Annotated in this window: 24 protein-coding genes; 16 read left to right on the top strand and 8 right to left on the bottom strand. The window is 69.8% G+C overall.

Annotated features, from left to right (window positions below):
- Positions 1–24 precede the first annotated feature (24 nt).
- Positions 25–489 carry a DUF962 domain-containing protein gene (locus SFB74_RS27700; protein WP_432727621.1) on the bottom strand — a complete coding sequence of 155 codons (465 nt, stop codon included), beginning with the start codon at positions 487–489 and terminating at the stop codon, positions 25–27.
- A 186-nt stretch (positions 490–675) separates the two neighbouring features.
- Here SFB74_RS27700 and SFB74_RS27695 point away from each other — a divergent pair, with 186 nt between their 5' ends.
- A complete protein-coding gene (locus tag SFB74_RS27695) occupies positions 676–1,410 on the top strand; it encodes a response regulator transcription factor (protein WP_432727620.1) in 735 nt (244 codons plus the stop codon).
- On the top strand, positions 1,407–3,203 hold the full coding sequence (locus SFB74_RS27690) for an ATP-binding protein (RefSeq protein WP_432727619.1): 1,797 nt from the start codon (positions 1,407–1,409) through the stop codon (positions 3,201–3,203). Before SFB74_RS27695 ends, SFB74_RS27690 begins: the two co-directional genes overlap by 4 nt.
- Before the next feature lie 227 nt (positions 3,204–3,430).
- On the opposite strand, the gene ftsY is transcribed toward SFB74_RS27690, so the two are convergent.
- Positions 3,431–4,687 carry a signal recognition particle-docking protein FtsY gene (gene ftsY / locus SFB74_RS27685; RefSeq protein ID WP_432727618.1) on the bottom strand — a complete coding sequence of 419 codons (1,257 nt, stop codon included), beginning with the start codon at positions 4,685–4,687 and terminating at the stop codon, positions 3,431–3,433.
- A gap of 29 nt (positions 4,688–4,716) precedes the next feature.
- On the opposite strand from ftsY, the gene SFB74_RS27680 reads away from it, so the two are divergent.
- The gene (locus SFB74_RS27680; RefSeq protein WP_432727617.1) at positions 4,717–6,159 is read left to right on the top strand and encodes a M16 family metallopeptidase; all 1,443 of its coding nucleotides are present in this window, start codon (positions 4,717–4,719) and stop codon (positions 6,157–6,159) included.
- A gap of 14 nt (positions 6,160–6,173) precedes the next feature.
- Positions 6,174–7,553, top strand: a complete 1,380-nt coding sequence (locus SFB74_RS27675; protein ID WP_432727616.1) for a M16 family metallopeptidase — start codon at positions 6,174–6,176, stop codon at positions 7,551–7,553.
- Positions 7,554–7,560: 7 nt separating this feature from the next.
- On the opposite strand, the gene SFB74_RS27670 is transcribed toward SFB74_RS27675, so the two are convergent.
- A complete protein-coding gene (locus SFB74_RS27670; RefSeq protein ID WP_432727615.1) occupies positions 7,561–8,475 on the bottom strand; it encodes a LysR family transcriptional regulator ArgP in 915 nt (304 codons plus the stop codon).
- Between the two features lie 87 nt (positions 8,476–8,562).
- Between SFB74_RS27670 and SFB74_RS27665 the strand changes: the two genes are divergently transcribed.
- The 6 genes from SFB74_RS27665 to pxpA are packed head-to-tail and all read left to right on the top strand — an operon-like array spanning position 8,563 to position 12,904.
- A complete protein-coding gene (locus tag SFB74_RS27665; RefSeq protein WP_432727614.1) occupies positions 8,563–9,201 on the top strand; it encodes a LysE/ArgO family amino acid transporter in 639 nt (212 codons plus the stop codon).
- 37 nt (positions 9,202–9,238) lie between these two features.
- Complete coding sequence (locus SFB74_RS27660; protein WP_432727613.1) at positions 9,239–9,910, top strand: RsmD family RNA methyltransferase; 672 nt, start codon at positions 9,239–9,241, stop codon at positions 9,908–9,910.
- A gap of 43 nt (positions 9,911–9,953) precedes the next feature.
- Complete coding sequence (gene coaD, locus SFB74_RS27655; protein WP_126025542.1) at positions 9,954–10,457, top strand: pantetheine-phosphate adenylyltransferase; 504 nt, start codon at positions 9,954–9,956, stop codon at positions 10,455–10,457.
- A gap of 6 nt (positions 10,458–10,463) precedes the next feature.
- Complete coding sequence (pxpB, locus tag SFB74_RS27650) at positions 10,464–11,126, top strand: 5-oxoprolinase subunit PxpB (protein WP_432727611.1); 663 nt, start codon at positions 10,464–10,466, stop codon at positions 11,124–11,126.
- Entirely contained in the window at positions 11,123–12,121 is a 999-nt protein-coding gene (locus tag SFB74_RS27645; protein ID WP_432727609.1) for a biotin-dependent carboxyltransferase family protein, read from the top strand. Before pxpB ends, SFB74_RS27645 begins: the two co-directional genes overlap by 4 nt.
- Positions 12,122–12,169: 48 nt before the next feature.
- Entirely contained in the window at positions 12,170–12,904 is a 735-nt protein-coding gene (gene pxpA / locus SFB74_RS27640; protein ID WP_019658575.1) for a 5-oxoprolinase subunit PxpA, read from the top strand.
- Positions 12,905–12,938: 34 nt separating this feature from the next.
- Here pxpA and SFB74_RS27635 read toward each other — a convergent pair whose 3' ends face one another.
- A complete protein-coding gene (locus SFB74_RS27635) occupies positions 12,939–13,865 on the bottom strand; it encodes a LysR family transcriptional regulator (protein ID WP_432727608.1) in 927 nt (308 codons plus the stop codon).
- Between the two features lie 246 nt (positions 13,866–14,111).
- On the opposite strand from SFB74_RS27635, the gene SFB74_RS27630 reads away from it, so the two are divergent.
- From SFB74_RS27630 to pcp, 3 genes are all read left to right on the top strand, one after another.
- The gene (locus SFB74_RS27630) at positions 14,112–15,818 is read left to right on the top strand and encodes a hypothetical protein (RefSeq protein WP_432727607.1); all 1,707 of its coding nucleotides are present in this window, start codon (positions 14,112–14,114) and stop codon (positions 15,816–15,818) included.
- A 19-nt stretch (positions 15,819–15,837) separates the two neighbouring features.
- Positions 15,838–16,098, top strand: a complete 261-nt coding sequence (locus tag SFB74_RS27625) for a hypothetical protein (protein WP_432727605.1) — start codon at positions 15,838–15,840, stop codon at positions 16,096–16,098.
- A gap of 82 nt (positions 16,099–16,180) precedes the next feature.
- The gene (gene pcp / locus SFB74_RS27620; RefSeq protein WP_432727604.1) at positions 16,181–16,882 is read left to right on the top strand and encodes a pyroglutamyl-peptidase I; all 702 of its coding nucleotides are present in this window, start codon (positions 16,181–16,183) and stop codon (positions 16,880–16,882) included.
- 20 nt (positions 16,883–16,902) lie between these two features.
- On the opposite strand, the gene SFB74_RS27615 is transcribed toward pcp, so the two are convergent.
- A complete protein-coding gene (locus SFB74_RS27615; RefSeq protein WP_432727603.1) occupies positions 16,903–17,610 on the bottom strand; it encodes an alpha/beta fold hydrolase in 708 nt (235 codons plus the stop codon).
- Between the two features lie 126 nt (positions 17,611–17,736).
- Here SFB74_RS27615 and SFB74_RS27610 point away from each other — a divergent pair, with 126 nt between their 5' ends.
- Both SFB74_RS27610 and SFB74_RS27605 read left to right on the top strand, forming a co-directional pair.
- Entirely contained in the window at positions 17,737–18,381 is a 645-nt protein-coding gene (locus tag SFB74_RS27610) for a Yip1 family protein (RefSeq protein ID WP_432727602.1), read from the top strand.
- Positions 18,382–18,412: 31 nt separating this feature from the next.
- On the top strand, positions 18,413–19,111 hold the full coding sequence (locus tag SFB74_RS27605; RefSeq protein WP_432727601.1) for a histidine phosphatase family protein: 699 nt from the start codon (positions 18,413–18,415) through the stop codon (positions 19,109–19,111).
- Between the two features lie 10 nt (positions 19,112–19,121).
- Here the strand turns inward: SFB74_RS27605 and SFB74_RS27600 are convergent, their stop codons facing one another.
- The 3 genes from SFB74_RS27600 to SFB74_RS27590 form a co-directional block, all read right to left on the bottom strand.
- Entirely contained in the window at positions 19,122–20,717 is a 1,596-nt protein-coding gene (locus SFB74_RS27600) for an N-acyl-D-amino-acid deacylase family protein (RefSeq protein WP_432727600.1), read from the bottom strand.
- A gap of 153 nt (positions 20,718–20,870) precedes the next feature.
- Positions 20,871–22,241, bottom strand: coding sequence for a tetratricopeptide repeat protein (locus SFB74_RS27595; RefSeq protein WP_432727599.1), 1,371 nt, complete (start codon positions 22,239–22,241; stop codon positions 20,871–20,873).
- Between the two features lie 44 nt (positions 22,242–22,285).
- Positions 22,286–22,684, bottom strand: a complete 399-nt coding sequence (locus tag SFB74_RS27590) for a tautomerase family protein (RefSeq protein WP_432727598.1) — start codon at positions 22,682–22,684, stop codon at positions 22,286–22,288.
- Positions 22,685–22,796: 112 nt separating this feature from the next.
- Here SFB74_RS27590 and SFB74_RS27585 point away from each other — a divergent pair, with 112 nt between their 5' ends.
- The gene (locus tag SFB74_RS27585; protein ID WP_432727596.1) at positions 22,797–23,657 is read left to right on the top strand and encodes a LysR family transcriptional regulator; all 861 of its coding nucleotides are present in this window, start codon (positions 22,797–22,799) and stop codon (positions 23,655–23,657) included.
- Positions 23,658–23,673 lie beyond the last annotated feature (16 nt).

Raw genomic sequence — 23,673 nt, 5'->3', positions numbered from 1 at the left:
TTCTATCGCTGGAATAGCCAATGGCTACCAGCGGATGCCCAGTCTTAGGAAGAGCTTGGACAAGACGAACAGGGGACCGACCCAGAGATATTGGATGTCTTCGAAGAAGGAAGGCTTCTTGCCCTCGATCTTGTGGCCCACGAACTGGAAGATCCAGGCCACAACAAAGATAGCGGCGGAAACCGGCAATACAAGTCCCCCCATCGCGTGCACCAGCACCAGGGCCAGCGCGGTCAGGGCGAGCATCGCCACGAGGAAGGCCGGCGCCCGCAGCAGGACGTAGTAGACGAGGCTGGCGGCCACGAAGACGTAGGCCACCCAGGGATGGATGGCGAACAGCAGCCCGACGATGCTCAGCATGATGGCCGGGATGGCCACGAAATGGATCAGTTCGTTGGTCGGATTGCGGTGGCTCTCCTCGTAGTGGGCGAGCAGGCGGTCGACCTTGCGGTCGCTCGATTCGAGGGGGGCGGCGGCGGTGTGCGTCATGGCAGGTCTCCGTGGGACGCCGTGCGATGCGGCGAGACTTTCGATGGTGCCCACAGAGAAGCCCGATGGCAAGCGCGGACGCCATGTGAAAATGCTATCAAATAAGTAGCATAAAGCACTATAGCCACGGTTGTTGCCGTGACTTTCTACACTGTCACAAGAAGGTTACATCGCTAAGATCGGCAGGTGCCCCCCTTCGACTCTCCACCCGCTTCCCGGTCGCCGGCCACGGAGACCGGTACGGCCGTCCGCGCACCGCGGGCGATCCTCGTCGTGGACGATCACGACCTGCTGCGCCTGGGTGTCTGTGCCCTGGTCCAGGCCCAGGCCAATCCGTCCGGCGCGAACATCGAAGTCTTCGAGGCCAGCAACGTCGCCGACGCGCTCAGGCTGTACGAAGCCCATCAGGCGTCCATCGGCCTCGTGCTGCTCGACCTGGCGCTGCCCGACACCCACGGCCTGAGCGGCCTGGCCGAATTCCGGATGCGCTTTCCCGAAGCGCGGATCGTGGTGCTCTCGGGCACCGGCAACAGCACGCTGGCGCAGGGCGTGCTCGCGCTGGGCGCCGCTGCCTTCCTGCCGAAGTCGGCCGACCTGAAGGAAGTCGTGAGCTTCATCCGCGCCTGCGGCCTGCTCGACGGCGGCACCGATGCCTCTCAACAGCCGCAGCAGCAATCGGCGGCTCCGCCCGCGCCCGGCAGGCCGCTCAGCGGGTATGCCGAATTCGCCCACGCCAGCGCCTGGCAGGAGCTCACGCCCCGGCAGATGCAGGTGCTGCAGTGGGTGCTCGAAGGCAAGGCGAACAAGGAAATCGCCCAGCTCGCGAACCTCAGCGAAGGCACGGTGAAGAACCATGTCTCGACCATCCTGCTGCTCTTCGGCATGCGTTCGCGTGCCCAGCTGATCAGCACCCTGCATTGAGCGTGCAGCCCGCCGCGCCGAACGCCCCGTCCGCCGACCACGCGCTCGGCCAGCGGGTGCTGCGCGAGCACGTCGCCTCCGTCTACAGCACCTACAGCGCCTCGACGCTCACGCACATGGCCTTCGTGGTCGTGTTCGGCAGCATCATCTATTCGCAGCTGAAGGACCCGAGCCTGCTGTTCTGGCTCGCCGGCCTGCTGATGGCCGACATCTACGTGTTCTTCACGCCGCGCTGGAATCCGTCGCGGCCCGTGCGCGAGAGCGCGTACTGGGCGCGAAAGATCTCGCGAATGGTCACGCTGGTGAGCATGGTCACGGCGGTGGTGCCCTGGCTCATCGTGCCGCACGACAACCTGCCGATGACCTCGCTGCTGATGGCGGTGATCGTCGGCAGCTGCGCGCGGGCGGCGCAGTCGCTCTGGCCGCTGAAGCCGGCGCTCTTCGGCTACACCATGCCGATGTCGCTGGGCATGATCACCGCGCTGGCGTGGCAGGGCGACGGGCTGCACCTGTTCCTGGCGGCTGCCGGCGCGGCCTACCTGCTGCTGACGCTGTACGCGGGCATCGGCCAGCACAAGCTGCTGACCGAGTCGCTCATGCTGCGCTTCGAGAACGAGGCGCTGGCCGCGCGCCTGGGCGAGCAGATCGCCGCCACCGAGCGCGCGAGCGAGGAGAAAACGCGCTTCCTCGGCACCGCCAGCCACGACCTGCGCCAGCCGCTGCACGCCATCGCGCTCTTCGGCGCCGCGCTCGAGAACGAACTGCGCGACCGGCCCGAGGGCCGCAACGCCGAGCGCCTGATGCGCGCGGTGAACGCGCTGGGCGCCTCGCTCGACACCATGCTCGACGTCTCCCGCCTGGACGCCGGCGTGATCACGCCGGAGCCCCGTGCGGTGCAGCTCGATGCGCTGTTCCTGCCGCTGAACCACACCTTCGCGGCGCGCGCCGAGCACAAGCAGCTGCAGCTGCGCGTGCGCGCCAGCGGCCTGTGGGTGCACAGCGACCCGCAACTGCTGCATCGCATGCTGTCGAACCTGATGGACAACGCGCTCAAGTACACGATGCGCGGCGGCGTGACGGTCACGGCGCGCGAGCGCGGCGAAACGGTGTGGATCGAGGTGCGCGACACCGGCATCGGCATCGCGGCCGAGCAGTCGGGGCGGATCTTCGAGGAGTTCTATCAGATCAACAATCCGGGCCGCGACCGCTCGCGGGGGCTGGGCATCGGGCTGTCGATCGTTCAGCGTCTGTCCCGGCTGCTGGGGCACCCGGTGCAGATGCACTCACGGCCGGGGCGGGGCACGCATTTCCGCGTGGTGGTGCCCGTGGCGAGTGCCCCGGCCCTGGCGCCGGCCGGAGCGCTCGCCACGGCCTCCCTGATCGAAGAGCGCGGCGCCTCCACGCTGGCGTTGCCCGGCCGTGTCCTGCTGCTCGACGACGAACTGGAAATCCGCGAAGCCATGACCGGCCTGCTGCGCTCCCATGCCATCGACGCCCATGCGGTGGCGGACGAGGCAGGCGCCGCGGCCGCGTTGCGCCTGGCGGCCCGCGAGGGGCGGCCCTTCGATCTGCTGCTTTGCGACTACCGGCTGGCCGACGGCGTCGACGGGCTCGACGCCGGCCTGCGGCTCAGCCAGGCCGAGGGCGCGGCGACACCGCTGCTGCTCATTACCGGCGAAACCTCTCCCGACCGGCTGCTGCGTGTGCGCGAATCCCAGGTGCCGGTGCTTTTCAAGCCGGTAGTGGCCGATCTGCTGCTGCGGGCGATGGCCGAGGTGGCAGGCGCCAGATGACGTGGACGGCGGCTCGCGCCAGCCCTGCATTTGAATGCATTTGTATTCTTTTTGCCGCCAGATGAGGCGAGTAGAAGCCGGTTTCGCTGGCGCCCATGACTTTCGACACTGGCGGGCAAAAGCTCCGTGCCCTATCTTCCATGCATCGCGTTTCTCGCGAGCGAAGTAGGTAGGGGAGAGAGAAAAGTGAGCGGCCCCGGCGCAAGCCGGGGCCGTTTTTTTCTTTCTTATCCGAGCAGCGCCTGCGCGAACTCGCGGGCGTTGAAGGTTTCCAGGTCTTCCAGCTTCTCGCCCACGCCGATGAAGTAGACCGGAATCGGCCTTTCCCGCGCGATGGCGCACAGCACGCCGCCCTTGGCCGTGCCGTCGAGCTTGGTCACGACCAGGCCCGTGAGGCCCAGCGTCTCGTCGAAGGCCTTGACTTGCGCCAGGGCGTTCTGGCCGGTGTTGCCGTCGATCACCAGCAGCACCTCGTGCGGCGCGGTGCCGTCGGCCTTGGTGACGACGCGCTTGATCTTCTTCAGCTCGTCCATCAGGTGCAGCTGCGTCGGCAGGCGGCCGGCCGTGTCGACCAGCACCACGTCCTTGCCGCGCGCCTTGCCGGCGTTCACCGCGTCGAAGCTCACGGCCGACGGGTCGCCGCCTTCCTGGCTCACGATCTCGACCGTGTTGCGGTCGGCCCAGACCAGCAGCTGCTCGCGCGCCGCCGCACGGAAGGTGTCGGCCGCTGCCAGCAGCACCGAGGCGCCTTCGTCGGCCAGGTGCTTGGTGAGCTTGCCGATGGAGGTGGTCTTGCCCGCGCCGTTGACGCCGGCCACCATGATCACGGTGGGCGTGAACTGGCCGATGACCAGGGGCTTCTCGAGCGGACGCAGCAGGTCGGCCACCGTCTCGGCCAGCAGCGCCTTGACCTGCGAGGCGTCGGTAGCCATCTGGCGCTTGACGCGGCCGCGCAGGTCGTCGAGCAGGTATTCGGTCGCCTTGACGCCGGTGTCGGCCATCAGCAGGGCGGATTCGAGCTCTTCGTACAGCGCCTCGTCGATCTTCGCGTTGACGAACACGGCCTGGATGCCGGTGCCGGTCTTGCGCAGGCCGGTCTTGAGCTTGTCGAACCAGCCCTTGCGCTCGGTGGCGATGACGGGCTCGGCAATCGGCGCGACGACCGGCGCTGGCGCAGGAACGGGGGCGGCAACCGGGGGAGCGGAAACAGGGGCTGGAGCGGGCGATGCAACCGGTGCGGGGGCCGGCGCAGGAGCTGGCGAAGGCACTGGCGCCGGTGTCGGTGCTGCAACGGGTGCGAGAGCGGGTGCAGGTGGCGGGGCAGGCGTTTCTTCCGCCGCCGGCTTCGAGCCGAACCAGCTCGAGGGCGAGAACACCGAGCGCGCCGGTGCGGGCTCGGGAGCGGGCGCCGCCGGGGCCGGCGGGGTGGACGCCGGCGCATCGGGGGTTTCGGCAGGCGGTTTTTTCTTGAAGAAACTGAACATCAGGAGCTTTTTACAATCCGAGCCATTCTATGAAACACCTCCCGCCACGCCGTGCTGCGTCTGGTGCGGTGCTGGCGATGGCGCTCCTGGCGCCATGGGCCATGCCTGCCCAGGCCCAATCCGCCCCGCCTTCCGCCGCCGCAGCAGCCGCGGCGCCCGGCCCCCAGCAATTCACGCTCGCCAACGGCATGACGCTGATCGTGCAGCCCGACCGGCGCTCGCCCACGGCGGTGCAGATGGTCTGGGTTCGCGTCGGCTCCATCGACGAGGTCGACGGCACCTCCGGCGTGGCCCATGCGCTCGAGCACATGATGTTCAAGGGCACCAAGGACATCAAGCCCGGCGAGTTCTCGCGCCGCGTGGCCGCCCTCGGCGGCCAGGAAAACGCCTTCACCACCCGCGACTACACCGGCTACTACCAGCAGATCCCGGTCGGCAGCCTCGAGCAGGTGATGAAGCTCGAATCGGACCGCTTCGCCAACAACCAGTGGCCCGACGACGAGTTCAAGCGCGAGATCGAGGTGGTCAAGGAAGAGCGCCGCCTGCGCACCGAAGACCAGCCGCGCGCCCTGCTCGGCGAGCAGCAGAACGCCGCCGTCTTCACCGCCTCTCCCTATCACCGCCCCGTGGTGGGCTGGATGAGCGACCTCGACGCCATGACGGCCGAGGACGCCCGCGCCTTCTTCAAGCAGTGGTACGTGCCCGCCAACGCCGTGCTCGTGGTGGCCGGCGACGTCGACGTGGCCCAGGTGCGCGCGATGGCCGAGAAGTACTACGGCCGCATCCCCTCGCGCGCCGTGCCTTCGCGCAAGCCGCGCATCGAGCCGGCCCAGCGCGGCATCCGCCGCATCGAGCTGAAGGCGCCGGCCGAGCAGGCCTACGTGTCGCTCGCCTACCGCGTGCCGCAGCTCGCCAATATCGACGACGTGAACAGCGACGCCTGGGCGCTGGTGGTGCTGTCCGCCGTGCTCGACGGCTATGCCGGCGCCCGGCTCGACCGCGCGCTGACCCAGGGGCCCGACCGCGTCGCCGATTCGGCCGGTGCCTACTCGGGCTTCGTCGGCCGCGGCCCGCAGCTCTTCGTGCTCGACGGCGTTCCGGCCGCGGGCAAGAGCGCCGAGGTGGTGGAAGCCGCCCTGCGTGCGCAAGTGGCGCGCATCGCCAAGGACGGCGTGGGCGAAGCCGAACTGGCACGCGTCAAGACCCAGTGGGTCGCGAGCGAAACCTACAAGCGCGACTCGGTGATGGCGCAGGCGCGCGAACTCGGCAGCAACTGGATCCAGGGCCTGCCGCTCGACGCCAGCGAGCGCATCGTCGCGCGGCTGCAATCCGTCACGGCCGCGCAGGTGCAGGCCGTGGCCGCCAAGTACTTCGGCGACGACCAGCTCACCGTTGCCACGCTGCGTCCGCTGCCGCCCGAAGCCAAGCCCCGTGGCCGCGGCTTTGCCGCGCCCGCCGGCGAAATGCGCTGAAAGGGCCCGATTCCATGACGAAGACTCTCATCAAGAAGATCGCGCGCCGCGCCCTGTTCGCGGGCGCGGCCGCCATCGCGGGCATCACCGTCGCGCAGGCCGCGCTGCCCATCCAGCATTGGACGCTGGCCAGCGGCGCAAAGATCTACCTGGTGTCGACCAACGCGCTGCCGATCGTCGACGTGCAGATCGATTTCGACGCCGGCAGCCGCCGCGACCCCGCCGCGCAGGCCGGCCTGGCCAGCACCACCGCCACCATGGTCGAGAAGGGCGTGCGCGCCGGCAGGAACGGCGAGCCCGCGCTCGACCAGAATGCGCTGGGCGAAGCCTGGGCCGACCTGGGCGCCAGCTTCGACGCGAGTGCCGGCACCGACCGCACCAGCTATTCGCTGCGCTCGCTGTCCGATCCGGCGCTGCTCAACAAGGCGGTGGCGCTGGCGGCGCGCGAGATCGGCGAGCCGTCCTTCCCCGACGATGTGTGGCAGCGCGAGCGCGAGCGCATCAACGCGGCCATCAAGGAAGCCAACACCAAGCCCGCCACCATTGCCGGCCGCACATTCGCGGCCGACGTCTACGGCGTGCATCCCTACGGCCAGGAAGTGACGGAGGAGACGCTCGCGCGCATCGATACCGCCGCCATGCGCCAGCGCTACCAGCAGCTCATCGTGCCGTGCCGCGCCAAGCTCAGCATCGTCGGTGCCGTCACGCGCGCCGAGGCCGAGACCATCGCCACCACGCTGCTGTCGCGCCTGCCCGGCCCCGAGGCCTGCACGCCGCTGCCGCCCATCGCGCCGGTGGCCGCGCTGACCGGGCCGAAGGACGAGCGCATCGCCTTCGACTCGGCGCAGGCCCACGTCCTCATCGGCCAGCCCGGCTATCCGCGCAAGGACCCGGACCACTTCGCGCTCACGCTGGGCAACTACGTGCTGGGCGGCGGCGGTTTCGTCTCGCGCCTGATGAACGAGGTGCGCGAGAAGCGCGGCCTGACCTACAGCATCTACAGCGGCTTCGCGCCGGGGCTCGAGGCGGGCGCGTTCCGCGTCGGCTTCCAGACCCGGCCCGATCAGGCCGAGGAGGCCGTCAAGGTGTCGCGCGAGGTGCTCGCGAAGTTCGTGGCCGAAGGCCCCACCGCCAGCGAGCTGAAGGCCGCCAAGGACAACCTGATCGGCGGCTTCCCGCTGCTGCTGGACAGCAACCGCAAGCTGATCGGCAACGTCGCCAACATCGCCTGGCATGACCTGCCGCTGGACTACCTCGACACCTGGACCGCGCGCATGAACGCGGTCACGGCCGCCGACGTGAAGGCCGCCTTCCAGCGCAAGCTGCAGCCCGAGCGCATGGTGACGGTGGTGGTGGGCGGCAAGGAAGCCAAGACCGCCAAGGCGCAGCAGTAGCGGCAGCCTATTCCAGCGCGTGCGGACCGCTGGTGGCGGCCGCGCGCACCGCGGCCCCCAGCCGCTCCAGCAGCTTGGGCGCCGCGCGCGCGTGCTGCCAGTAGAGCGGCACCGGCAGCTTCGAGTCGGGCACCAGCTCGACCAGCCTTCCTTCCCTGAGCGCCCCGGCCACCATGCTGACCGGGTGCATGCCCCAGCCCATCCCCAAGCACGCCGCCTCGACGAAGGCGCTGGGCGAGGGAATCCAGTGCCTCGGCGTCTCGACGTTGCGGTGGCAGATGCGCCGCACCCAGCGCGCCTGGAGCCTGTCCTTGCGATCGAACACGAGGCTCGGCGCGCTCGCCAGCGTGCGCGCGCCCACGCCCTTCGCGAAATGCTCGCGCACGAACTCCGGGCTGGCCGCCGCCACATAGTGCGTTGTGCCGAGCGGCTCGCTGTTGCAGCCGGCTACCGGCTGGGCCAGGGCGGTGACCGCCGCGAGCACCGCGCCGCTGCGCAGGCGCTCGGCTGTGTGGTCCTGGTCGTCCACCGTGAGGTCGAGCAGCGCGCCCGGCTCCTGCGCGGCGAAGGCCGACGCGGCTGCGATGAACCAGGTCGCGAGCGTGTCGGCGTTGACGGCCACCCGAATCGTGACGCGCTCGTCGCCCGCCTCGCCGCCGCCCATGCCGAGGGCGGGCAGGGCCTCGCGCAGTTCGTGTTCCAGCATGCCCACGCGCTCGACGTGCCGGCACAGCTGCTGGCCGGCCTCGGTCGCGACGCAGGGCTGGCCGCGAACCAGCAGCGCGCCGCCGGTGCGTTCCTCCAGCTGCCTGATGCGCTGCGACACCGCCGATGGCGTGACGTGCAGCGCGCGGGCGGCGCGTTCGAAGCTGCCTTCGCGCACCACGGCGGCGAGGGCGTTCAGGGCGGCGTAGTCGAGCATGGGCGGGCCTGATGAAATGAAGGGAAACTGAATCTGCTTAAGAAAGTTTAGTTTGAATTAATCCGGTGCGGGCGGCATCCTCGAAGCATGCAAGCCGTACACGTCACCACCGCCTTCGCCAACGGGCTCTTCATGAGCCTGGTCCTCATCGTCGCCATCGGGGCGCAGAACGCATACGTGCTGCGCCAGGGCTTGCGTCGCGAGCATGTGGGCGCGGTCGTGCTGTTCTGCGCGGCCAGCGACGCGGTGCTGATCGGCGCCGGCGTGGCCGGCATGGCGCAGGTGCTCCAGGGACGGCCGATGCTGGCCACGGTGCTCGCGGGGCTCGGCGCGGCCTTCCTGTGCGCCTACGGGCTCAGGGCGCTGTGGCGTTCGCGCCAGCCCGCGGCGCTGCAGGCCACGGCGCAGGGGGCTTCGTCGCTGTCGCGCGCGACCGTGGTGGCGCAGGCGGCCGGCTTCACCCTGCTGAATCCGCATGTGTACCTCGACACGGTGCTGCTCGTGGGCAGCGCCGGCGCGCAGTACGCGGGCCTGCTCAAGGTCTGGTTCGTCGCGGGCGCCGCCATGGCGAGCGCGCTGTGGTTCACCTCGCTGGGCTACGGCGCACGTTTGCTCGCGCCGGTGTTCGCCAGGCCGCGCGCCTGGCAGATGCTCGACGCGCTGGTCGGCGGCACCATGCTCGTGCTGGCGGCGATGCTGGCGCGGCGCGCGCTGACGGGGGCCTGAGAAAGGTCCGCGCATGCGGCGGCGTTAAGCTCGCCGCATGCCCCAGAAGAAAGCCGCCCCAGCCTCCCGTTCCGCGCCAGCCGGCAAGTCCAAGCAGCCCGCGGTGAAGCGCCCGTCGAAGCCCAGCGAGGTGCGCATCATCGGCGGCGAATGGAAGCGCACCCGTCTCGCCGTGGCCGACAAGCCCGGCCTGCGCCCCACGCCCGACCGCGTGCGCGAGACGCTCTTCAACTGGCTCGCGAGCCTGGCCGGTGCCGGTGGCGGCGAGCTGCCGGGCTGGCAGTGCGTGGATGCCTTCGCGGGCACCGGCGCGCTGGGATTCGAGGCCGCATCGCGCGGCGCGGCCAGCGTGCTGCTGTGCGAGCAGGACGCCGCGCTCGTCGCCCAGATGCAGGCCGTGAAGACCAAGCTCGAAGCCGAAGCCGTGCGCATCGAGCGCGGCAACGGGCTCACCGCGCTCGAACGCGCGCCGGCCGGCAGCCTCGACGTCGTGTTCCTCGATCCGCCCTTCGACAACATCGCGCTCTACGAGCCGGCACTTCGCGCCGCCGTGCGCGCGCTGCGCGCCGAGGGCTCGGTGTACCTCGAGGCGCCGCGCCGCTGGAGCGGTGAAGAGCTCGCGGCCCTCGGCCTCGCGGAGTTCCGCCATCTCAAGGCCGGTGCCGTCCACGCGCACCTGCTGAGGCCGGCCGCGCAGGGGACTGCATAATCCGCCGGACAAGCCGCACCGGCAGCATGAGGAAGAAGCAACCATGGCCAGCAACGTCATCGCGGTTTATCCCGGCACTTTCGACCCCATCACCCTCGGTCACGAGGACGTGGTGCGCCGTGCCACCCAGCTCTTTTCCAAGGTGATCGTCGCGGTGGCGGCGGGCCATCACAAGAAGGCGCTGTTCACGCTCTCCGAGCGCATGGACATGGCCCGCGAGGCCGTCAAGCCCTACAGCGACCAGGTCTCCGTCGAGAGCTTCTCGGGCCTGCTGCGCGACTTCGTCGTCGCGCGCGGCGGCAAGGCCATGGTGCGCGGCCTGCGCGCCGTGACCGACTTCGACTACGAGTTCCAGCTCGCCGGCATGAACCGATCGCTCATGCCCGACGTCGAGACCGTCTTCCTGACCCCGAGCGACAAGTACCAGTTCATCTCCAGCACCTTCGTGCGCGAGATCGCGATGCTCGGCGGCGAGGTCCACAAGTTCGTCTCTCCGAACGTGGAGCAGCAGCTCGCGGCAAAAGTCCGCAGCCTCGGACGTGAATAAGCCGCAATGAGCGGCATCCCACCGCCTCGCCTGCATCTGCTTGGCGATGCAGCACTGCTGTGCGAACTGCCCGCGCCCGCCACGCTGGCGCAGCAGCAGCGCATCTGGGCGCTGGCCGAGCATGCGCGGCAGTGGCCCGGCGTCGGCGAGACGCTGCCGGGCATGAACAACCTCACGCTCACCTTCGATCCGACCGCGATCGATCTCGACACGCTCACCGCGCATGTTCTCGAAGCATGGCCGAAGCTGTCCGCCGGTGCGGTAGCGGGCAGGCTGGTCGAGATCCCGGTGGCCTATGGCGGCGAGCACGGACCCGACCTGGCCGACGTCGCGGCCCACACCGGCTTCACGCCGGCCGAGGTGGTGCGGCGCCATACCGCCGCCGAATACGTCGTCTACCTGCTGGGCTTCCTGCCCGGCTTCAGTTTCATGGGCGGACTGCCGCCCGAGCTGGCCACGCCGCGCCGTGCCGAGCCGCGTCTTGCGGTGCCCGCGCGCTCGGTCGGCATCGGCGGCGAGCAGACCGGCATCTACCCGCTGGTGTCGCCGGGCGGCTGGCAGCTGATCGGCCGCACGCCGCTGGAGCTGTTCGACCCCGCGGCCGAGCCGCCGACGCTGCTGCGTCCCGGCGATCGCGTGCGTTTCGTGGCGGAGAGCGTGCAGACATGATCGCCATCCGCAAGCCCGGCGTGCTCGCGTCGGTGCAGGACCTGGGCCGCCACGGCCATCGCCAGCTCGGCATCTGCCCGGGCGGCGCGCTCGACGTGCTCGCGCTCACGCTGGCCAACCGGCTGGTGGGCAATGCCGATCGCGCGGCGGGCCTGGAGCTCACCATGGGCGGCTGCGAGCTGCAGTTCGAGGCCGACACGCGCATCGCGCTCGCGGGCGACGACTTCGGCGCGAGCCTCGACGGCGTGCCGTTGTGGCCCTGCTGGAGCGTGCCGGTCGCGGCCGGCCAGACGCTCAGGCTCGAGGGCGCCAACGCCTCCGGTACGAAGAAGCCCGGCGTGCGCAGCTGGCTCGCTGTGGCGGGCGGCATCGACGTGCCGCAGGTCCTTGGTTCGCGCAGCACCGATCTCAAGGCCGGCTTCGGCGGCCTCGAAGGCCGGCCGTTGCGCAAGGGCGACCGCCTGCCGGTGGGCGCCTCGGTGCTCGATGCCGCGCGACGCGAACGCCGCCCCTTCGGCATCCGCGGCCCCGACTGGGGCCCGGCCGAGGACGACGGCGCCATCGCGCTGCGCGTGCTGCCCGGCCCCGAGTTCGAGCTGTTCACGCTGGCCGCGCGCGAGCAGCTCTGGGCCGAGCGCTGGCGCATCACGCCGCAGAGCAACCGCATGGGCAGCCGCCTCGAAGGCGCCGAGCTCAAGCGCAAGCGTGGCGGCGACATGCTTTCGTCGGGCGTGATCCCCGGCACGATCCAGGTGCCGCCCTCGGGCCAGCCGATCATCCTGATGGGCGACGCGCAGACCACCGGCGGCTATCCGCGCATCGGCGTGGTCATCCGCGCCGATCTCTGGAAGCTCGCGCAGGCGCCGCTCAACGGCAGGCTGCGCCTCGTGCAGGTCGACCAGCCGCAGGCGCTGGCCGCGTGGGCCGGCCAACAGCGCTACCTCTCGCAGGTGGCGCAAGGCCTTGCGGCCACAGGCTGGCCGGGCGCGGCATAGACTGCGCCGGAGCGGACAGACAGCGAGAGAAAGAAAGGACGCCCCACCATGCAGATCGACCTCAATGCCGACCTCGGCGAAGGCGCCGGCAACGACGAAGCGCTGCTCGCGCTGGTGAGCTCCGCCAACATCGCCTGCGGCTGGCACGCCGGCGACGCGAAGACCATGCAGCAGTGCGTGCGCTGGGCGATGCGAAACGGCGTGGCCATCGGCGCGCATCCCAGTTTCCCCGACCGCGAGAACTTCGGCCGCAGCACCATGCACCTGCCGCCCGAGGAGATCGTCGCCAACGTGCTCTACCAGGTGGGCGCGCTCGCGGCCATCGTGAAGGCCGAGGGCGGCAGGCTTTCCCACGTGAAGGCCCATGGCCAGCTCTACAACCAGGCCGTGAAGGAGCCCGAACTGGCCGACGCGCTGTGCGAGGCCGTGCGCCGCTTCGATCCCTCGCTCAAGTTCTTCGGCCTCGCTGGCAGCAACATGATCGACGCGGCCCGCCGCGCCGGCCTCGAACCCGTGGAGGAAGTGTTCGCCGACCGCGGCTACATGCCCGACGGCAGCCTCGTGCCGCGCAGCCAGCCTGGCGCGCTGATCGAGAGCGAGGAGCAGTCCCTCGCGCAGACCCTCTCGCTCGTGCGCGATCGCCGCGTGACCGCCATCGACGGCAGCGTCGTGCCTGTCAATGCGCAGACCGTCTGCCTGCACGGCGACGGCGCCCACGCGCTGGCCTTCGCGCGCCGCATCCGCGAGCGGCTGGAGGCCGAGGGCATCGCCGTGCGCGCCTGACCGGGCCAGATGCCCGTCGTCATGACGGGCATCGTCAGGCGGTCAGGTTGCTGACCCAGCTTTCTCCCGCTTCGGCGCAGTACTCGCCCACGATGGCGCGCGTCAGCCCGGCGACCGCGTTCGCGGCCGGGGCGGTGTCGCGCAGGTGGGCCACGGTGATCGTCATCGGCGGCAGCTCGGGGCCCTCGCGCACTTCAAGGTAGCCGGCGCCCAGCTCGTCGCGCACGAAGATCGGCGGTATCGCCGCCACGCCGAAGCCGCCCTTGGTCAGCTGGATGATCGACTGCACCGAGGGAAAGCTGCACACGCGCGGCTCCGCGGCACGGCCGGCGAACAGCGCCCGCACGTGCGCCCTGGGCCCCGAGGTGCGCGAGAAGGTGAGCACCGGCACCCGCTCCAGGTCTTCCAGCAGCAGGTCGCGCTCCTTCGGCAGCATCGCGGGGCGCGCGATCCACTGCATCGGAAAGCGGCACAGCGGCGCGACGGCCATGTCGCCGTCGCCGGCCGCCTCGGTCATGTCGTCGTTCTGGATCAGCAGGTCGAACCTGCGCTGGCGGAACTGCTCGCGCAGGTTGTAGGCCGTGTCGACCGTGATGTCGGGCTCGATGGCCGGCAGCCGCTCGCTCAAGGCCTGGATCAGCTGCGTGAGCCAGGTGTGGACCACCGTCTCGATGACGCCGATGCGCACCCGGCCCGAGGGTGGCGCGTCGGGGTGGACCGAGAGCTTGAGCTGGCGCTCCAGCACGAGCATCTGCTCGGCCTGGCTGACCACCTGCTCTCCGATGATGGTGAGCTTGAGCGCGCGCTGCGAGCGGTCGACGAGCGAAACGCCCAGCTCTTCCTCCAGCGCCTCTATGCGCTTGGACACCGCCGCCTGGGTGGTGCACAGGACCTGCGCCGTCTGGCGAAAGCTCTTGAGCCGGTCGAGCATGACCAGCGTCTCGAGAAAGCGGGTGTTCATTGGTGAATCTCTTCCCTGGTTACGGTGCTTGTTGAGTTTTTGTTATCAATTTGTTCAACAAAAACTCGTTCGACAGCTCTCGGGGGCGCATGTTTTCATAAAGCCGTCACACCGAAACAGAGGTGCAACCCGCCCCCGCGATGGCGTCTTCTTGCCGCCGTCGATTCCTGCCGGCTTCGCAGAAGTCGTGCCAAGGGCGGGGTGCGCACCGCGGGCTTCAAGTCACCTCAGCAGGAAAAGGGAACGATGAAACGCACGACCATCACAAGGCAGCTGAAGACCGGCGCCGCACTTGGCGTCTGCACGCTGGTACTGGCGAGTTGCGGAGGCGGTGGAGGAGGAGGCGGCGCCGATCCGGCAACGTTGGCGGCCATCGCCGCGGCGGCAGCGGCCGCAGCCGCCGGCGGGCCGGCACCCGCTGCGGCACCGCCGGCTCCACCGGCACCGGCGCCCGCACCGCCGGCGATCCAGGCCAGGTGCGCCATGGATACGACCGTGCAGGCCTCCTACGAGGAACAGCGCCTGCCCAACAAGCTGTCGGCCAGCGACGCCCTGAGCTTCTCGCAGCAGCTGCTGCAGGCCAGCGGCTTCGACAGGTTCGGCCCCGACTTCGCCGCGAAGCTGTGCAGCAACGGCCTGGCCGGCGCCTCGACCTACGGCGATGCCGTGACCCTGCTGCACACCGAGGGCCAGAAGCTCTGGCAGGCGGCACTCGACCGCGTGCAGGGGCGTGTCGTGCAAGGCAGCCTGCCCAGGAGCGACGACCGCATGCTCTACTGGGCCCGCCTCACCATGACGCTGGCGCTGCGCCAGTGGAAGCCCGACTTCGCGCTGACCGACGACCAGCGCGCGGCCCTGCAGGTCGAGTTCGAGAAGGCCTCGCGCGGCCAGTACGCCATCGACTTTCCCGAGGGGCCGAAATACAAGCGCATCCTCGTGAGCGGCTTCGATCCGTTCACCCTGGGCGCGGCGGGCACGAACGGCAACCTCTCCATCCGCATCGGCAACCCGTCCGGCGCGACCATCCTGTCGCTGGACGGCAATACCGTGCCCTTGGCCGACGGCACCACCGCGGTCATCCGCACCTTCATCCTGCCGGTCAACTACGGCCCGTTCATCGCCGGCATGCAGGAAGACGCGCTGGGGCCCTGGTTCAAGCCCGGCTCCAAGCGGGTCGATGCGTCCGTGAGCATGAGCCAGGGCGGGGGCGAGTTCGACCTGGAGCACTACAACGGCCGCTACCACTACGCCGCCTTCCCGGGCAACGACAACCTGAACCCGCCGTGCTCCGACGCCGGAGGATTCCCCTCTTCGCTGGAGTGCGACATCTTCCCGCCCGAGCGCTGGCTGGGCTATTCGGCCAAGCCGTGGCAACGCGACGCATCGCCGCAGTTCACGGTCGCGACCCTGCCGTTCCAGAAGCTGATCGATGCCAACACCGGCGCGGGCATCCTCAACACCGACACCGGCCAGACCGGCGGCTGGGCAGTGGTGCGCCACGACCCGTACACCGTGGGCCCCTGCACGAAGGCGGCCTCGGATGCGGCTTCGGCCTACGACAAGGCCCAGGCGGCGGTGCAGGCGGCGATCGACGCATTCAGCGCGCCGGGGGTGGATTTCACCGTGGCGTACAAGAACTACTCCGACGCGGTCGCCGCCGCGGCGCTGGTGGCTCCGCCGAATCCGCTGGAAACCAACTGCGCGCTGACGGGCGGCGGCGGCAACTACCTGTCCAATGCCAGCGCCTATCGCAACACCCTGATGCGCGACACCTTCAAGCTCACCATTCCGGCCGGGCACATCCACACGCCCGTCATGACGGCCTTCGGCAGCGGCAGCGACGGGAAGATCACCGACGCAACCTTCGAGGGCCGACGCGACTCCATCGTGGCGCAGGCCCGCAACCTGGTGATCGCGCTGGCGAACAGCCTCGTGGCGGCGCCGGCCCCCTAATCGAATCAGGAGCATGAACATGATGAAACAAGCGCTTCACGCTGCTGTCCTCGCCAGCCTGGCCGCCGGCGGCGCCGCGCTGGCCCAGCCCAGCGGCGGCTTCTATCTGCTGAAGAACAAGGAAAGCGGCAAGGTCCTGTGCTCGCAGAACCCGATCAGCCCCGACTGGGTCCGGGTGGCTGGCCCGTTCAGGGACCAGGACTGCAAGGTCGAGCAGAAGCCTGAGCCCGTGCGCACCGACCTGCCGGCCAACCCGCTCGACCTGGCGCCGAAGAAGTAGGAAGAGAAAGCGGGAGGCGCGGCGGCCGGCGTCTTGCAGTACCTTCCGGGAAGTACCTTTCGGGATACTGCCGGACATCGCCATGACCAGGAAAACCAAAGCACCGCCGCCGCCTTCCCCATCATCGAAGCCGCCGCTGCGCGTTCTGCTCACCGGCTTCGAGCCCTTCGAGCAGGAGGTGCTCAACCCCTCGTGGGACGCGGTGCGCTCGCTGGACGGCTGGAAGGTGGGGCGCGCGACGGTCCATGCGCGACTGGTCCCCTGCGTCTTCGGCGATGCCATCGACGCGCTGCTCGCCGCCATGGACGAGCTCCGGCCGCAGCTGGTGCTGTGCATCGGCCAGGCCGGCGGGCGCACGGAGTTCACGCCGGAGCGCGTCGCCATCAACATCGACGACGCCCGAACGGCGGACAACAAGGGCCGGGAGCCCATCGACGTGCCGGTGGTGCCCGGCGCGCCCGCCGCGTATTTCTCGACGCTGCCGATCAAGGCCATGGTGCGCGAGCTGCGCGCGGCCGGCGTGCCGGCCTCGGTGTCGAACAGCGCGGGCACCTTCGTGTGCAACCACATCTTCTACGGGCTGATGCACCGCATCGCGACGCATCCGGTGGCGGGGCTGCGCGGCGGCTTCATCCACATTCCCTACCTGCCGGAGCAGGCGGCGCGCTTTCCGGGGGCGCCCAGCATGTCGCTGGAAACCATGGTCAAGGCCTTGCGCATCGCGGTGACCACCTCGCTCGCTGTGGAGCACGACATCACCGAGACCGGCGGCCAGCTGCACTGAGCGGCCGCGAGAGTTCAGGCTCAGGCGGGGAAGTTCTTGGCCAGCCAGCGGTTGAGCGCGGCATTGACGATGTCGGGCTTCTCCATCGTCAGCATGTGGCCGCAGTCGGGCACCCACACCACTTCGGCCTGCGGCAGCAGCGCCGCCATCTCGGTCGTGCATTCGGGCGGTGCGAGCCTGTCCTCGTTGCCGCACACCAGCAGCACGGGCGCGCGCACCGACGCGAGGTGCAGGCGGGCGTCGGGCCGGCGCATCACTGCGCGGTTCTGGCTGATGAGCTGCTGCGCGCCGGCGCCGAGCACGATGTCGAGGTAGCGCTGCACCAGCGCCTCGTCGGCGGCCTGCGTTGGGTGAAAGGCGAAGTAGACGTTCGGCTCGATCACGTCGCGCAGCTCGCCGCGCTCGAAGTACTCGATGGCGCCTTCGCGCAGCGTGAACATGTCGGGCGTCTCGGGCCGGGCGCTGGTGCCGAGCAGCGCGAGCCCGGCGATGCGCCCGGGCGCCTGGCGGGCCGCCTCCATGGCGACCATGCCGCCCATCGAGGCGCCGCACAGCACCAGCGGGCCCTCGTTGTCGCGCAGCACGGCTGCGGCCATGCCCTCGATGGTGTCGTTGTGCCGCTGGACGTCGCTCACGCGCGCGCCGAAGGCGGAGGGAAGGACGGGCAGCTGGGCTTCCCAGATGCGCTCGTCGCAGGCGAGGCCGGGCAGCAGGATCAGATTGGGCATGGGCACGGATTCTGCGCGATTGCGGCCCGCGGCGCAGCGACTCAGGTCACGGCATAGGCCTCATGGCCAGCAGCCATCTCGCACTGCTGCCGACATACTCGAAAGCCCATGCCGAGGAACCCCGCAATGAACCTGGTCGAACGCGTCCAAGCCATCCTGCTCAAGCCGAAGGCCACCTGGCCCGAGATCGACTCGGAGCCGGCCGACGCCGCATCGCTCTACAAGAACTACGTGATGATCCTCGCGCTGATTCCCGCGGTGGCCAGCTTCATCGGCCTGTCGCTCATCGGCATCGGCGCCTTCGGCGTGAACTTTCGCGTGCCGCTGGCCTCGGGGCTCGCGAACATGGTCGTGGGCTACGTGCTGTCGCTGGTGATGGTGTTCGTGCTCGCGCTCATCATCGACGCGATGGCGCCCACCTTCGAAGGCACCAGGAGCCAGATCGGCGCGCTCAAGCTCTCGGCCTATGCGAGCACGGCGGCCTTCGTCGGCGGCGTCTTCAGCCTGCTGCCTTCGCTGTCGGCGCTTGGCGCGCTGGCGGCGCTCTATGGCGTCTACCTGCTCTACACCGGGCTGCCTGTGCTCATGAAGTGCCCGCCAGACAAGGCCATCGCCTACACCGCCGTGGTTGTGGTCTGCGCCATCGTCGGCGGCGTGGTGATCGCCTGGGTGCTGGCGCTGCTCACGCCGTCGCCGATGCGACTGGGCGCGGCGCCCGGCGTCGATGCCGCGGTGGCGGTGGTGCAACAGGCAGTGGGGACAAACGCCTGAGCGTCACGCGCACGGTGGAAAATGGGCGGCAATGCCAACGCCCAAGCCCGACACCACCACCGACCTGATCCTCATCCGCCACGGCGAGACCGCCTGGAACCGCGAACTCCGCTTCCAGGGGCACGCCGATGTGCCGCTCAACGACATGGGCCACGAGCAGGCCCGCCGCCTCGGCCTGCGGCTGGCCAGCGAGACCGCCGTGCGGCACATCCTGAGCAGCGACCTCATGCGCGCGCAGCAGACCGCCGCGCCCGGTGCCCAGCAGCTTTCGCTGCCTGTGGCCACTTCGGCGGCGCTGCGCGAGCAGTTCTTCGGCGTGGTCGAGGGCATGCGCTCCGACGAGATCCAGAGCCTGCACCCCCGCGCCTGGGAGGAATGGCTGGAGTTCCGCGAAGACCACGCCATGCCCGAAGGCGAGACGCCGCGCGAGTTCCACGCGCGCATCGTCGCGGCGCTGGGCGGCATCGCCTCGGAGCACCGGGGCCAGCACCTGATCGTCGTCACGCACGGCGGCGTGCTCGACATGGTGTGGCGCACCGCCAGGGGCCTGAGCCTGAGCGGGCCGCGCCGCAGCGAGATTCCCAACGCGGGCTTCAACCGCATCCGCATCGCCGATCCGCAGCGGCCCGACGACATCGAGATCGTCGAGTGGGCCGACACACGCCACCTGGCCGACCTGCCGCCGCAGCCGACCTACGACCAGACGCGGCACCTGAAGAACAAGGACTGAGGCAGCAGTCTCAGCCGCAGCTACCCGCCTTCGGCGTGCGCAGCAGCGGCTGGCCGGCGCCCACGCCCGTGGGCTTGCCGCCGTCCACAGCGAGCTGCCCGTTCACCAGCACCGTGGTCACGCCTTCCGACAGCAGCGCGGGCTGCGTGTAGGTGGCCTTCGCCGCATAGCGCGCCGGATCGAACACCACCACGTCCGCGTAGTAGCCCGGGCGCAGATGCCCGCGCTGCTTCAGCCCCAGCGTGTCGGCCGTGAGCGACGAGCTGCTGCGGATGAACTGCGCCAGCGAGATCGTGTGCTCCTTCACCACGTACTGGTCGTACTTGCGCGCGAAGGTGCCGTAGGCGCGCGGATGGCCCAGCGAGGAGTCGGACGAGGTCATGACCCACGGCCGCTTCATGAAGGCGCGCACGTCGTCGTCGCTCTGGTTGAAGGAGGCGATCATCAGGTCGCCGTCGCGCAGCACCGCGATGGCGGCGTCCACCGGGCCGGCGTTCGACGCCTTCGCCACGTCGGCCAGCGTCTTGCCCACGTACTTCGTGCTGCCGGCCGAGAACAGGATGGCCTCGGGGCCGCCGCGCAGCCGCAGGTTCTCGCGCATGTCCTTGCGCAGGCGCTCCTGCTGCGAGGCGTCGTCGAAGCGCTGCAGCGTTGCCGCGCGGCCGCCTTCATTGGCCCAGGGCGGCAACAGCGCGGCCGAGAAGCGCGTGCTCGACGCGGTCCACGGATAGTGGTCTGCCGTGATGTCCAGCCCGCCCGCGCGTTCCTTCTCGATGCGCCTGATGATGTCGCCGCTCTGGCCCTGCACGTCGACGCCCAGCGCCTTGATGTGCGCCACGTGCACCGGCAGCTTCGCTTCGTGGCCGATGCGGATCACCTCGTCGATGGAGCCCTTCAGGCCGATGTTGTACATGGACTCGTCGCGGATGTGGCTGTCGTAAAGGCCGCCATGCCGCGCCGCCACCTTCGCGAGCTCGATGACCTCCTCGGTCTTCGAGAAGTTCTGCGGCGTGTAGAAGAGCCCCGTCGACAGGCCCAGCGCGCCTTCGCACATGCCCTGGCTCACGCGCTTCTTCATCGCCTCGAGCTGTTCGGGCGTCGGTGCCCGGTTGGCCTCGCCCAGCTCGCTCATGCGCACCGGGCCGAAGCCCACGTACATGGCCACGTTGGTGCCCACCGGCGCGGCGCGCAGCTTCTGTGCCTGCGCCGCGATGTCGAAGCCGCCGAAGCCGTCGTTGCCGATCACCGCGGTGGTCACGCCCTGCGTGACGAAGGGAATGTTCAGCCGACGCTTCGCGTCGTTGGAGTGCAGGTCGGCGTCGGCATGCGTGTGCGCGTCGATGAAGCCGGGCGCGACCACCATGCCCGTGGCGTCGATCACGCGCTTCGCGGCGAACTGCGCCGGTGCCGCCTTGCCCGCGAACACGATCCGGTCGCCCGCGATGCCCACGTCGCCGACCACCGGCGCATCCGAGTCGCCCGTGTAGACGGTGCCGCCGCGCAGCAGCAGGTCGAGCGCGACCGGGGCGCCATCGGCGGCATGAAGGACGGGAGAGAAGGGCGCGAGGGCCGAGAGAACGGCCAGCGTGACGAGCGACTTGTGCATGGAAGGCCTGCCCGCGAGGGCGTGGTGTCTGAAGGGAGCGACCAGTCTAGGAGCCGCTCGCATGCAGTCGCCAATTCCTTTTGCACCATGCCCCATGACCTGAAGGCATGGGCTGCCTCCAACTACGCGGGCCTGCGCGGGCCTGTTCAGGCGTCAGGCGTGCGCAGCGGTTCCCCCGGTCAGCTGTCCGAGGCCGAGCCGGGCATAGACCGCGGCCGTCTGCCGGCGCAGGCGCAGCGACTCGGGCTGTCCGTTGAGCTGCTGTTGCAGGATGCCCTGGGCAGCCGACAGCGAAGACTCCGTGCCGCTGCGCACCAGCGCATCGAGGTACACCTGCTCGAACAGGTCGCGCTGCGCGTGGCTGCCGCCGATCTCGATCATGCGCGGCAACGCCGTGCCCAGGCCTTCGATGGCCGCCGGAAGATTGCCCTGTGCGTACGCCACCAGCCCGTGCGCGGCCGGCACGCAGACGCGCTGCCATGCCGCGCGGGTCGATGCCGGCGCGTTCGGCGCGAAGGCCACGATGTTGCACAGCAGCACTTCGGTTTCGGGACGCCCGGCGCGTGCCAGTCCGTAGAGGTACTGCAGGTCGAGAAAGGGCAGCACGTGGTCGGCCTGGCGCTGCCGCAGATGGTCGGCCACGTCGTCCCAGCGCCGGCCCACGTCGATGCCGGCAAGCTCCAGCCGCGCGAGCAGCGAAACGGCGCCGATCTGGTCCTGCGAGTAGTCCTTCACCACGCCCCAGGCGTGCTCGTCGTACACCGCGAGCGCTTCGGCGTCGCGGCCGAGGTCGATCAGGAACAGCGCCATGTGCCACCAGTTGTGCGTGACCATGAATGAGTTGAGGCCGATCCAGGTGTCGCTCACGCTTTCCATGAACGCCAGCCCTTCGGCGAGCCGGCCCTCGGTGAGCATCACGTGCGCCAGCGCATGGTGTGCCCACGGCTCCTTGCGGCACATCGCGATGGCGCAGCGCGCGCTCGCCTCGGCCTCTCGCATCAGGTGGCACTGCTCGTAGCCGAAGGCCGCCATGCCGTGCACGTAGGGCACGTCGGCCGCGTGCGGCAGCACCGCCAGCGCGAGCTTCAGCATGCCGGGACAGTCGCCGGTGTTGAAGCAGTGGTACTGGCCGAGCTTGACCGACACCAGGTCGCGCGGATGCTCGCGCGCCTGCTCGGCGTGCAGTGCGATGGCGCGGGCGATGTCGCCGTCGGCCCATGCCTCGACGGCCGCGATGTAGCGCTGCTCGCGCGGCGTTGCGCGCGAGGCTCCGGCGCGGGCCTTCGCAAGGAACGGCCGCGCATTGGCCACGGCCTCGCGCGATTCGGCGAACAGGTGCAGCGTGGCGCAGTAGGCCTGCACGATGGGGCTCGCATCGGCTTCGGCGGCCGCGAGCAAATTGACCGCGCGGGCCTCGCTGGAGATGAAGCCCATGACGAAGTCGTCGACCAGCGGCAGGCTGGCGGCATCGTCGAGGGTGAGCGGGTTGCCGAGGCTGTCGGCGGAAGATTTTCCGGAGGGCATGGCGGCATGGTGCCATGCCCCCGGGGATGCTTCAACGACGCGGCTCAGACCCCGGCTTGTTGATGGCGGTACTCCTGAGTCTTGCCACCGTAGCCGTAGGCCGCGCCGCGCGCGTCGATCACGTGGATGTACGACACCTCGTGCAGGTCCGGCCTGATCTTCGCCATGGCCGCATGCACCTCGCGCAGGTAGCGCGCCTTCTCGGCCTTGGTGTTGGTCTCGTCGGTGATGCTGATGTCGAGGTGGAAGGCCGACTTGCCCAGCGAGGCCAGCGACTGTCCGCCGATGAACCAGGCGTCGGCGGCGATGTACTGCACGGTGATGGCGATCACCGGCAGTTGCTTGCCGAGCACGCTCTGCGTGAGTTCGGCGACAGCGTCGACGGTCTTGCGGGTGAGGTCGGCGTCGGGTTGGCCGGAGAGGTGGACGACGATGTGGGGCATGGCTGACTCCTTGGATGAATGGGTTGTCGATGGGGTGATTGTGGGAGCCTCCTGGTCATCGGAAAAGCGGGAAGATATGATGAGTTCCATCGGATAAACGGATGGATGAACCATGCAGGGATTCGACCTGGAGCAATTGCGCACGCTGGCTGCCGTCGTCGACGCGGGCAGCCTCACGGCGGCCGCGCCGCGCGTCTTCCTCTCGCAGTCGTCGGTGAGCGAGCAGATCCGCAAGCTGGAGGGGCGGGCGGGTCAGTCGCTGCTCACGCGCAGCAAGGCGGGCGTCTCGCCCACCGAGGCGGGCGTGCGGCTGCTGGGCTATGCGCGGCGCATCCTGGCATTGAGCGACGAGGCATTCCGCGACCTGCACGGCGAGACGCTGCAAGGCGAGCTGCGCCTTGCCGTCACCGACTACTTCCGCCCGGGCGACCTGACGCGGCTGCTGGGGCGGCTCGGCGAGAGCTATCCGCAAGTGCGGCTGCACGTCGCCATCCTGAAGAGCGACGAGTTGCGCGCCGCGTATGCGCGCGGCGACTTCGACGTGGCGGTGGGCATGAACATCGCCGGTGTCTCCGCCGCCCAGCCGCGGGCGTCGGTGATCCGCCGCGAGTCGCTGGTGTGGATGGGCGCGGCGGGCATGCGGCTCGTGCGCGGCGAGACGGTACGGCTGCTGGCATTGCCCGACACCTGCTCGCTGCACCAGTTCACGGTGGCGCTGCTGCGGCGACGGCACGTGCCCTATGCGCTGGCGCACGTGGCCTCGGGCGTGGCGGGGCTGCAGTCGGCGCTGGCCGCGGGGCTGGGCGTGGCCTGTCTCAACGAGTCGGCCATCGGCGACGGCGTGGTACGGCTGGCCACCCCGCACGGGTTGCCGGCGCTGCCGCGCGTCACCTTCGAGTTCCTGCCCGGCCGCCGGGGAGAAACCGCATTCGTGACCCGGGCCCGCGAACTGTTGGCCACCCATCTGGTGTGAGCCGCTGCCGGGGTGG

The organism is Variovorax xiamenensis (assembly GCF_050916385.1).
GTDB lineage: Bacteria > Pseudomonadota > Gammaproteobacteria > Burkholderiales > Burkholderiaceae_C > Variovorax.
The sequence above is the reverse complement of the archived record's forward strand: the minus strand, read 5'-3'. Positions and strand labels throughout refer to the sequence as shown.